General features: G+C 45.0%; 11 protein-coding genes. 8 read left to right on the forward strand and 3 right to left on the reverse strand.

Annotated features, from left to right (window positions below; all coding sequences use genetic code 11):
• The first annotated feature begins 244 nt into the window (after nt 1-244).
• The 6 genes from rplI (at nt 245) to RMO52_RS20990 (ending at nt 5,853) form a co-directional block, all read left to right on the forward strand.
• Nucleotides 245-703, forward strand: a complete 459-nt coding sequence (gene rplI / locus RMO52_RS20965) for a 50S ribosomal protein L9 (protein ID WP_309739163.1) — start codon at nt 245-247, stop codon at nt 701-703.
• Nucleotides 704-902: 199 nt separating this feature from the next.
• A complete protein-coding gene (gene dnaB, locus RMO52_RS20970; RefSeq protein WP_310418180.1) occupies nt 903-3,098 on the forward strand; it encodes a replicative DNA helicase in 2,196 nt (731 codons plus the stop codon).
• 38 nt (nt 3,099-3,136) lie between these two features.
• A complete protein-coding gene (locus RMO52_RS20975; protein WP_309739167.1) occupies nt 3,137-3,508 on the forward strand; it encodes a DUF2809 domain-containing protein in 372 nt (123 codons plus the stop codon).
• A 100-nt stretch (nt 3,509-3,608) separates the two neighbouring features.
• A complete protein-coding gene (gene folP / locus RMO52_RS20980; RefSeq protein WP_396135071.1) occupies nt 3,609-4,490 on the forward strand; it encodes a dihydropteroate synthase in 882 nt (293 codons plus the stop codon).
• Nucleotides 4,491-4,536: 46 nt separating this feature from the next.
• Nucleotides 4,537-4,806: a hypothetical protein gene (locus RMO52_RS20985; protein ID WP_309739171.1), complete on the forward strand. Its 270-nt coding sequence runs from the start codon at nt 4,537-4,539 to the stop codon at nt 4,804-4,806.
• A 132-nt stretch (nt 4,807-4,938) separates the two neighbouring features.
• Nucleotides 4,939-5,853 (forward strand): bifunctional riboflavin kinase/FAD synthetase, encoded by a 915-nt coding sequence (locus tag RMO52_RS20990; RefSeq protein ID WP_310418184.1) that lies wholly within the window; start codon nt 4,939-4,941, stop codon nt 5,851-5,853.
• Nucleotides 5,854-5,867: 14 nt separating this feature from the next.
• Here the strand turns inward: RMO52_RS20990 and RMO52_RS20995 are convergent, their stop codons facing one another.
• Both RMO52_RS20995 and RMO52_RS21000 read right to left on the reverse strand, forming a co-directional pair.
• Entirely contained in the window at nt 5,868-6,872 is a 1,005-nt protein-coding gene (locus RMO52_RS20995; protein ID WP_309739175.1) for an ABC transporter ATP-binding protein, read from the reverse strand.
• A gap of 135 nt (nt 6,873-7,007) precedes the next feature.
• The gene (locus tag RMO52_RS21000; RefSeq protein WP_309739177.1) at nt 7,008-7,487 is read right to left on the reverse strand and encodes a hypothetical protein; all 480 of its coding nucleotides are present in this window, start codon (nt 7,485-7,487) and stop codon (nt 7,008-7,010) included.
• Between the two features lie 285 nt (nt 7,488-7,772).
• Here RMO52_RS21000 and nadC point away from each other — a divergent pair, with 285 nt between their 5' ends.
• Together nadC and RMO52_RS21010 are read left to right on the forward strand one after the other, a co-directional pair.
• Nucleotides 7,773-8,633 carry a carboxylating nicotinate-nucleotide diphosphorylase gene (gene nadC, locus RMO52_RS21005; RefSeq protein WP_310418189.1) on the forward strand — a complete coding sequence of 287 codons (861 nt, stop codon included), beginning with the start codon at nt 7,773-7,775 and terminating at the stop codon, nt 8,631-8,633.
• A gap of 37 nt (nt 8,634-8,670) precedes the next feature.
• Nucleotides 8,671-9,486: an SDR family oxidoreductase gene (locus tag RMO52_RS21010; protein WP_310418192.1), complete on the forward strand. Its 816-nt coding sequence runs from the start codon at nt 8,671-8,673 to the stop codon at nt 9,484-9,486.
• On the opposite strand, the gene RMO52_RS21015 is transcribed toward RMO52_RS21010, so the two are convergent.
• Nucleotides 9,452-10,390, reverse strand: a complete 939-nt coding sequence (locus RMO52_RS21015; protein WP_310418195.1) for a HEAT repeat domain-containing protein — start codon at nt 10,388-10,390, stop codon at nt 9,452-9,454. The two genes, RMO52_RS21010 and RMO52_RS21015, sit on opposite strands and share 35 nt — an antisense overlap.
• Nucleotides 10,391-10,668 lie beyond the last annotated feature (278 nt).

Here is a 10,668-nt window from a genome sequence, read left to right on the forward strand (position 1 = left end):
GGAGATGGGGGATGGGGGACGGGGAGACGGGGGGACTGGGGGACTGGGAGACTAGGAGACTAGGAGACTAGGTGGCTGGGTGATTATTTCGACTCTATCCACTATCCACTATCCACTATTCACTATCAACTATCCACTCGAACCTAAAGCCTAAAGCCTAAAATCTAAGACGAAGTGTGATAAGATCGTAGGTTTGTGGCACCATCTCAAATATAGCTCAGAAAGCTTAATACATAAAATCAATATGGCAAAGCGCGTACAGTTAGTTTTAACCCAAGACGTCCGTAAACTGGGCAAAAATGGCGACTTAGTAGAAGTAGCACCCGGTTATGCTCGTAACTATCTCCTTCCTCAGAAGATTGCTACCAATGTAACTCCAGGCATCCTCAAGCAAGCTGAAAAGCGGCGCGAAATCGAGCGGCTGCGGTTATTGGCACTCAAAGAAGTAGCTCTGACTCAAAAAGCAGCGATCGAAAAAACTGGTAAATTCTCCATTGCTAAGCAAGTTGGTGAAAACGATGCCATTTTTGGTACGGTGACAACGGCAGAAGTTGCTGACATCATCAAATCCATCACTACGCAAGAAGTTGATAAACGTGATATCACCATGCCTGATGTAGCTAAAATCGGTACCTATAGAGCCGAACTCAAGCTTCATCCCGAAGTTATCGTTACCGTTGAAATCGAAGTCGTCTCTAAGTAATTTTAACGTTATCTTATCGATCGACTCAGGCTGCACCCGCAGCCTATTTTTGTATCTAGACTAATTTTTTAGTATAATAGTACTGCAATTTGTTGGTAGCATCATTCCCTACCCTCTATTCCCTGTCTTGAAAAGGTGCTCTACTTGGGGAAACCCCAAGACCGCACTTTTCGCTAATCCCTATTCCCTAATCCCTTCTATGGATACACCCAACTTTCGATCGACAAATCTGATTCCACCGCAGAATATTGAAGTTGAGGAGGCGATCTTAGGTGGTATCTTACTCGATCCAGAAGCGATCGGACGCGTCGCTGAAAAACTCGTTCCAGAAGCTTTTTATATCCCCACCCACATCGATATTTATCAAGCAGCTTTGGCGCTCAATAGTCAGGGTAAGCCGACAGATTTGCTCACGCTTACCGATTGGTTGATCGACCAAAACCAGCTTGAAAAAATCGGCGGACAGGCTAAACTAATTCAATTATTAGAGCGAACGGTTAGTGCGGTGAATATTGATTCGCTCGCCGTATTGGTGATGGATAAATATATCCGGCGCGAATTGATTAAAGCCGGGACAGAAGTCACGCAGTTGGGCTTTGCAACCGAGCGACCATTAGAAACCGTCCTCGATGAGTCCGAGCAACAAATTCTCAATTTGACGCAGGCTAGACCCAAGCAAGGGCTAACACCGATCAAAGAAATCGTCGCGACAACCTATCAAGATATCCAAGATCGTCATGACAAACTTATCCCGCCAGGATTGACAAGTGATTTTAGCGATCTCGATGGCATGACTGGTGGATTTCAGCGATCGGATCTGATTATTATTGCGGGTCGTCCGTCAATGGGAAAATGTCTCGCTTATGATTCCGAAATTGTATTAGCAGACGGTTCGATTAAAACTATTCAAGAGCTATATCATCAGCAACAAGCAGAAATATTAACTCTAAATGATAACTGGAAATTTAGTCTTACTAAGCCATCAGCGTATGTAGATGATGGCATCAAACCAGTATTTAAAGTTACGACTCGATTGGGTAGATCGATCGAAACCACTCTGACTCATCCATTCTTAACATTAGACGGCTGGCAAAAGCTTGCCGAAATTGAGGTAGGGGATCGGATTGGGATTCCTATTTCTTTACCAGTGTTCGGATCTGAAATATCAGCAGATTGCCAATTACTCGACTGGAGCAAACAAGTAGAGATGTGGGGTAGCTGTTCTGTTCAGACAATTATACCTGCTTATATATTCAAGCTAATCAGACCTCAAGTCGTGCTGTTTTTACGCTGCTTGTTTGCTACTAATACTTATTTAAGCGTATTAAATGATACACCTCATATTGTTTATCGAGGAGAGAGCGTAAAAATACTTAGACAGATTCAGCACTTGTTACTAAGATTTAGAATTATTAGCTCGATAGAATTTAATGTCACGAATAATATAAATCCAGAATGGAAGTTGAGCATTATAGAAAGTCGCTCGATTGCAAGTTTTATTAATGAAATTGGAATATTAGGTGAAGAGGACGAGCTTGAAAAATTATCATTATTAATTTCAGAGGATGATAAAAATAGAGAAGATCTAAGACAGGTATACTGGGATGAAATTGTTTCGATTGAATATACTGGCGAAAAACAAGTTTACGATCTAACAATTCCTGATACTCATAATTTCGTTGCCAACGATATCTGCGTTCATAATACGGCTATCAGTTTGAACATTGCCTACAATATGGCAAGACTGCATAAGCTTCCAGTATTAGTGTTTAGTTTAGAAATGTCTAAAGATCAATTGGTACAAAGATTGATTGCTAGTGAAGCTGGTGTCGATAGTAATCGCCTACGTGCGGGGCGAATTAGTCCGAATGAATGGGACTCGGTATATAAGGCAGTAGATCGGATATCTGAGCTACCAATTTTTATCGATGACAATGCCAGCATGATGCTGATGGAGATGCGGAGCCAAGCACGGAAATTGCAAGCCGAGCATGGAGGCACCTTGGGATTAATCATGATCGATTATTTGCAACTGATGGAAGGTAGCAGCGAAAATCGCGTTCAAGAAATTTCAAAAATCACTCGTGGTTTAAAAGGATTAGCCCGAGAATTGCAAGTACCATTGATTGCTTTGTCGCAATTAAGTCGGGGGGTGGAAGCTAGAAATAATAAGCGGCCAATGATGTCAGATTTGAGAGAAAGTGGATCGATCGAACAAGACGCAGATTTGATTATTATGCTCTATCGTGATGCTTATTATAATCCCGATACGCCCGATCGAGACATTACCGAACTAATTATCACCAAACATCGTAATGGTCCGACAGGTGTAGTCAAGCTAGTCTTCGATCCAGCTTTAACTAAGTTTAAAAATTTGGCTCGTCCAATGAATTAGAATTACACTCACAGTGACTTCATAATTGTAATTGTTAGATGTTGATTTTCAATAACAGGTATGCTTGCTATACAATTGGATTGTTTCTAATAGAGGTATTTATCGCTATTTTTATCGACGATCGTTTTATCCGACCTTTTATCGGCGATGTGTTGGTAGTTATTCTGATTTATTGCTTGGTGAGAACTTTCTGGAAGATTCGATATCATACCGCTGCGTTATTAGTTTTATTATTTGCTTGGACGATCGAGCTTTTACAATATTTTAATTTGGTCGCTGTTTTAGGATTGCAAAAATATAAGGTCATCGCGATCGCGATCGGTAGTACATTCGATTGGAAAGATATTATCGCTTATGTACTGGGAGCGACGATCGTAGTTATGCTCGAATCTAGACAGCATCAAAACTGAGGCAAGCAAGTTTAGAGATCGACTAAATACAATTTCTCCAATCAGCATACCGATCGATCTCGATTCTGCAAACTAGCAAACTAATCTGGCTGATAATATGATGAGCAAATTATTAACTATACGCGGTAAAAGTTTTGAGTGGGGGAGTCGCACCTATATGATGGGCGTGTTGAATGTGACTCCCGATAGTTTTAGCGATGGGGGGCGATTTGCAACGGTGGATGCGGCGATCGCGCAAGCAGTCCAGATGGTAATCTCAGGTGTGGATATTATCGATATCGGCGGGGAGTCTACCAAACCAGGGGCGACACCTGTCGATGAAATAACAGAATTGGCGCGGGTGATTCCGGTAATCGAGCGGATTCGCCAGCATCCCGATATTCAGCATATCCCCATTTCGATCGATACCACCAAAGCCACCGTCGCGCGAGCGGCAATCCAAGCTGGTGCGGATATTGTCAATGATATTTCTGGCGGACAATTTGACGAAAAAATGTTCGAGACAGTCGCGCAGCTTGGGGTACCTTATATCTTAATGCACATGCGCGGTACGCCTGCGACGATGACGCAGATGACCGATTATGATGATGTCATAAGTGAGATTTTAGCCTTCTTCGAGCGCCAAATCGATCGCGCGATCGCGGCGGGAATCGATCGTGACCGGGTAATGCTCGATCCGGGGATTGGTTTTGCCAAGCAGTATTATCAGAGTATCGAAATAATTCGCCAGCTTGACAGGTTCCAAATCCTAGATTTGCCCCTATTGGTCGGTGTATCGCGTAAAAGCTTCATCGGTAAGATTTTGAACCAACCCGACCCCGAACGGCGCTTGTGGGGCACCGCAGCCGCCTGTTGTGCGGCAATTGCCAGGGGTGCAGATATCCTCCGCGTTCATGATGTGGCGGAAATGTTCGATGTCAGTCGAGTTGCAGATGTGATGTTTAGAGATCGGGAGCTAGCTGAGATCGGTGCAAGCACTTGACAGAAAATAATGAGAAAATAGAAAAGGGTTTAAAATATCGATTACTATGACCAACTCACCGGAATCAAACCGACCAGATCGGGATCTCAGGCAGAGAGTCCGTGAAATGGATTGGCGAATCCAACGTCTAGAAGCGACTCAGATGCCAGCCAGAAGTATCGATGAAAATTTTCAGCAGGTGTACGAAGAGCTAGACGAACTTCAAGATAAATCCGATGCGACGCGAGCGGATATTTCTTCAATGAAGGGAGATATTGCTAGACTCGAAGGAAAAATAGACATTATTTTGCAACATATTACGGGTTTGGGAAACTAATTTCTCGATTACCGCTCGGTGGGGCTTTTGCTAAGGCAGACGCTACGCGAACTCCAATGATAGTTCGATGAAATTTTACTCTAAAAACAACAGCTAATCGATCGATCGATTGCCAAGTAGTAACAAATAAAAGTGCAGATTACCTCATCTCTCGACAATTTATTGACTCCCACAGCGATTGCGCTAGGTAACTTTGACGGGATTCATCGGGGTCACTTGGAGGTGATTAGACCTGTTTTAGCTAGCGACAATCCCGCTCTTTACAAAACGGTAGTAACATTTGCGCCGCATCCCCAGCAATATTTTACCGGACAACCGCGACAACTCCTGACGCCACATCACGAACGCGCCATCATTTTAGAACGGTTGGGCATCCAGCAACTGATTTTATTGCCATTCGATCGAGAGCTGGTAAAATTGTCGCCACAAGAATTTATCGATCGAATTTTGGCTTGTCAAATTCAGGCTAAATTTATTAGCGTGGGTGAGGACTTTCGATTTGGCAATCAACGTGCGGGTGCAGCCACAGATCTCGTCGAGCTAACGGCTCAGATTGGTATCCAGACTAAAATTGCGCCCTTAGAAACCGATGGCGATAGCCGAATTAGTAGCTCGCGGATTCGAGCGGCATTATTGGCTGCGGATTTAAAATTGACACAAGTTTTATTAGGTCGCTATTATTCGATCGTGGGTACGGTAGTTGGCGGACAATCGATCGGCAGATCGATCGGATTTCCGACAGCGAATCTTCAATACCCTGCCGAAAAATTTCTGCCGCGTCAGGGTGTCTACTGCGTTCGCGTCGATACCGATACGCAGACGCAATTGCCCGCCGTGATGAATATCGGCAAACGTCCGACGGTTAATGGTGTGAATACCACAGTGGAAGTGCATTTGCTCGATTGGGATGGCGATTTGTACGATCGAGAAATCATCGTTTATCTACATCACTTCTTGAGAACCGAACAAAAGTTCGCCGATTTGACTGCCCTCACCAATCAAATTCAAGCTGATTGTAAGGCTGCGCGCGAGTTTTTTTCATCTTAGGTTAAGGTGTGAATTTAGGTACTCGATCGAATACCACGTATTTCCATTTGTTCCATAAAGAATTCTTCAAGCGATGCCCGTCCTTGTTTGAGCGATATTAATTCTGCTCCTAACAATCGCAAGGTAGACATAAACTCTTGAGGTTCGCCGTGAAGTTTGCCCTGCCAAATATCATCCTGATAAGCGATCTCGCTCATCCATCGATCGAGAATTTCTCGATTGCCGCCGCGCCCAGTCACATCATAATAGCGCCCAGAGTTCGGCTCTGCATCAACTGGATTTACCAATAAATCTGATAATGTACCGCAGCAAATTAATTCACCCCGCGCCAAGATGCCCACGCGACTACAAATCTGCTCGACTTCTGCTAAAACGTGACTATTAAAGAAGACAGTTTTACCCGCGTCGCCTAATGAGACGATAATGTCCCGCATCTGTTTGATCCCTAATGGATCGAGTCCAGACATCGGTTCGTCGAGGAAAATAAGTTCGGGATCGTTAATTAGTGCTTGCGCCATCCCTACCCGCTGCACCATCCCCTTAGAATACTGCCGAAGTTGCTTTTTCTTAGCAGCAGATTGTGCCAATCCAACTAATTCGAGTAGTGCTGGAATCCGTTTTTTTTGAACAGAGTAGGGAATTTCAAATAATCCTGCCGTGTACTCTAATAATTCCCAACCAGTTAGAAAATCATAAAAATAAGGATTTTCAGGTAGATAACCAATTTTTTGTTTGACCGATCGATCTCCCAATGGCTTGCCGAGTAATAGTCCTTTGCCGCTAGTCGATTTGACAATTCCTAATAATGTTTTGAGCAGTGTCGTTTTGCCAGCACCATTCAATCCTAATAGCCCAAAAGTTTCACCTTGTTCGACTTGCAGCGTACATTCTTTTAATGATTCAACCTGACGATTGAGCCAAAAGCCAGTCCGGTATACTTTGCGTAACTGATAAGTCTCGATCGCGAGTTCCACTTCATAAGTGGGAGTCGATTGACTCAACGTTTCAGTAGTAATCATAGCTTTAGAAAATCGGGGGTAGAGAATTTAGCAATCGGACGACCGCCAAATACCGCGATCGTCCGATTGCTTCTCTACTTTAGCCTGTCCCCTACCCTTTGAAAATACTTAGCAGCCAGATCGCTAAGCGTGCGGCTAGACGCCTAATCCTGCTTTGATTTTAACTAAAGCTGATGCCTCGGCTGTGCTGATTTTGGGATCTCCCGAACCAAACAAGCCACTGCCCGCTGCTTTCGCGACTGCTTCGGCGCAGGCGTAGACAAATTGTTTGAACTCAGCGATTTCCGCTGGGGTGGCTTTGGTGCCGATTGTAGCTACCGCTCGATCGACATATTCAAGCGCCCGATCTACCACCGCGCCAGACTTGACATCTTCGGGCTGAATGTCTGGCTTCTTGGGCTTAATTTGACCGCTCCCGAGTACCGCATCTGAAAAAGCAGCTTGGACGATCGAGTTGCCCGGATATTTTTTGGCAGCACCTGTTAATTGTTGTGATAGTACCACAGCCTCGATCGCGCTGGAGACAATCCCGAGATCTACGACAGCTACAGCCATACCGATCGTCATTGGTGCTTGGACGATCGTATTGAGTTCTTCCGAAGTATATGCAGACATCGCTTAGTTACTCGCACTAGATAGGACTACACTCATATTAGCAGTTTCAATATTATCGGTTCGATCGACACTCAAATCGGCTAGTGATAGAATCGATCGGGATGGCTCAACTGGTTAGCTAAAATTGCTTGCAGATTTCCTACAACTAAGTGGGTAAATGCAATTATTTATAAGATATATTATGTCTGAAACCTATCTGGTGGGCGGTGCCCACCCTACACGATATCTTATACTTAATTACGCCTAGCTACTTAATTACTCAATTTCTCACAGCTTAAACGATCGATGACCCCAATTTTGCCCCCATGGATCGTCCTCGATCCACATCTGACACAATGGCTCCAAGAAGATATCGGTCGCTCAGATCGCAGTACCCAGGGCTTACCGAATGTAGAGCGAATTGCAACAGCGACCTGGATTGCTAAGGAAACTGGGGTAGTTGCCGCTCTACCAGTTGCCAAACGCATATTTGAACTTTTGAATCCTCAAGCCAAATATGAGCCGCTAGTTGCCGAGGGAGCGGCTTGTGGATCGGGGGAATCGATCGCTACAATTACTGCAGATTTAGCCACATTACTCATGGGCGAACGGACAGCCTTAAATCTAGCAATGCGCTTGAGCGGGATTGCTACGGCGACTAATAAATATGTCGAATGTATCGCCGATCTACCAGCACAATTAGTCGATACCCGCAAAACTACCCCTGGTTTGCGCTTACTAGAAAAATATGCGACTACCGTCGGTGGGGGTGTCAATCACCGGATGGGATTAGATGATGCGGTGATGATTAAGGACAATCATATTGCCGCTGCGGGTGGAATTACCGCCGCGATCTTGGGGATTCGTCAAGCGATGCCTTATCCACTGACGATCGAAGTTGAAACCGAATCATTAGTCCAAGTGCAAGAGGCGATCGACTGTGATGCTGATATTATCATGCTCGATAATATGCCCCCAGATTTGATGCGCCAAGCAGTTACAGTTATTCGCGCTGCAAACAATCGCATCAAAATTGAAGCATCGGGGAATATTACCCTAACTACAATTCGTCAAGTTGCCGCAACTGGGGTCGATTATATCTCCACCAGCGCACCGATTACCCGATCGCCTTGGCTAGATCTAAGTATGCGGATTAAAGCAATTTAATTACAATAGAACTAAATTAAATTCTGAGTGATTTTCCATGAGCAAGACCGTATTTATTACTGGAGCATCTACTGGGATTGGGCGAGCTACCGCGCAACTATTTCAACAGCAAGGCTGGAACGTGGCTGCGACCATGCGTACTCCCGAAAAATCGCCCGAACTTGCCAATCTCCCGAATGTACTGTGCTTGCCATTGGATGTTACTAAAGTAGAGACGATTCATGCGGCGATCGATAAGGCGATCGCTCATTTTGGGGCGATCGATGTCGTTGTTAATAATGCTGGTTATGCGCTGATCGGGGCTTTTGAGGCTTGTGAGATGGCCGATATTCGCGGTCAGTTTGAAACCAACGTTTTTGGACTGATGGAAGTCACGCGGGCGATTTTGCCGCACTTTCGGCAACGCCAGCAAGGTGTAGTCGTAAATGTCGCCTCGATCGGCGGACGGATGACTTTCCCGATTTATAGTCCTTATCACGCTACAAAATGGGCTGTCGATGGCTTTTCCGAATCACTCCAATACGAATTGCGCCAGTTTAATATCAAAGTCAAAATTATCGAACCCGGTGCGATTAAAACAGATTTTTATAGTCGATCGATTAATGTCGCCAGAAAAGCTGGGTTGACTGCCTATGATGAGTATATCGATCGGACGTTGCCCAAAATGGATAAAGCTGGTGCCAATGGTTCGCCGCCAGAAATAACTGCCGAGGCAATCTACAAAGCTGCAACCGATGGTAGTTGGCAGTTGCGCTATCCGGCTGGAGGTAACGCAACTTTCTTACTAGGTTTGCGGAAGTTGCTCCCAGACGCCTGGTTTATCGGGCTGATGCGGAAGGGGATCGAGGGTTAGATCGATGGCACGATCGCGGCTGGCAAGCCGATAAGGCATCTGCCAAATAGGTACTGTCGCACCAAGTTTGTAAGTGTAATAGTGCGGGGTAGAGGCGATCGTCAGCCATGGCTTCCGCCGCCTGAATTGCGAATGTATCGACATCATCAGACATCAGTTGCGCTATCAGTCTAGGTAAAATCCGATCGTCTTGGCGATTTGCTAACCCTGCCAATGCCTCGTCATAAATTTCGGCAGTTTCTTCATCTTGGCTATCCTCTAACAAGAACCGCTGATACAATGCCTCTCGAATCGCTGGTGTATCCACCTCGATTAACGTCCCCAATCCAAAAGTCGCCCAATTGCGGACTTCTGGGCACACATCTGTAGATAATTTAATCAAACCCAAAATAGCACGTTCGTCATCGCGTCCGCTCAGTCCACTCACCACGCCATAGCGTACCTCCCAATCGGGGTGCAGGCAAAATTTTAATTGTGGCTCGATCGATCGCGGATCTTTTAAATGCCCAAGCGCAATACAAATATCTCGTAATATGAGTGGGTCGAATTCCTGCTCTAATAATTCGACTAGTCTCGTAACGCATTCGTCAGGAAAAGTTCGTGCTGGAATGCCTAGCTGTCCCAAAATATCGATACCTAGAGATCTTTCCTCGATCGATGAACTTCTTGTCAATGCTAACGATCGATCTAGCACCTCTCGATTTCCGCGCCGTTGGAGCAAGCCCACAAAATGCCATCGCTCGTTCGCGTCATCTTCATCTTCTTCAGGTGCTGCGATGGCAAGCTGAATTAATTCGGCAGTAGATCTTGAGTCAGTGCCGATCTCTAGCATCTTTCTAATGTTGTCCAAATATTCTCTCCTTGCAGCCGTCTCGATCTGCATCAATAGATTGTTACTTTCCAATTTAGCCTGATGTGGTGATGTATCGTGCGATTAGGTAGCAAACGCACATAAGCAAAACCTATTACACCTATCAGTTCTGCAAAACTGAGAAACGTTTACAAACGTTAACAATCGAGTTAGATTAGATTCATACATAAAAAACATTCCGTTCCACCAGGAACAAACAGCAATCATACAATGACCACAACCTTACAACGCACCCAGAGCGCCAACGTCTGGGAACGCTTCTGTAGCTGGATCGCCTCCACAGAAAATCGCATCTACATCGGCTGGTTCGG

Origin of the sequence: Chamaesiphon sp. OTE_8_metabat_110 (assembly GCF_031382685.1) — a bacterium.
GTDB lineage: Bacteria > Cyanobacteriota > Cyanobacteriia > Cyanobacteriales > Chamaesiphonaceae > Chamaesiphon.

Bases quoted from the DNA above. Each gene is read 5' to 3' on its own strand.
- rplI (WP_309739163.1), top strand. From the start codon at position 245: ATGGCAAAGCGCGTACAGTTAGTTTTAACCCAAGACGTCCGTAAACTG.
- dnaB (WP_310418180.1), top strand. From the start codon at position 903: ATGGATACACCCAACTTTCGATCGACAAATCTGATTCCACCGCAGAAT.
- RMO52_RS20975 (WP_309739167.1), top strand. From the start codon at position 3,137: ATGTTGATTTTCAATAACAGGTATGCTTGCTATACAATTGGATTGTTT.
- folP (WP_396135071.1), top strand. From the start codon at position 3,609: ATGAGCAAATTATTAACTATACGCGGTAAAAGTTTTGAGTGGGGGAGT.
- RMO52_RS20985 (WP_309739171.1), top strand. From the start codon at position 4,537: ATGACCAACTCACCGGAATCAAACCGACCAGATCGGGATCTCAGGCAG.
- RMO52_RS20995 (WP_309739175.1), bottom strand. From the start codon at position 6,872: ATGATTACTACTGAAACGTTGAGTCAATCGACTCCCACTTATGAAGTG.
- RMO52_RS21000 (WP_309739177.1), bottom strand. From the start codon at position 7,487: ATGTCTGCATATACTTCGGAAGAACTCAATACGATCGTCCAAGCACCA.
- nadC (WP_310418189.1), top strand. From the start codon at position 7,773: ATGACCCCAATTTTGCCCCCATGGATCGTCCTCGATCCACATCTGACA.
- RMO52_RS21010 (WP_310418192.1), top strand. From the start codon at position 8,671: ATGAGCAAGACCGTATTTATTACTGGAGCATCTACTGGGATTGGGCGA.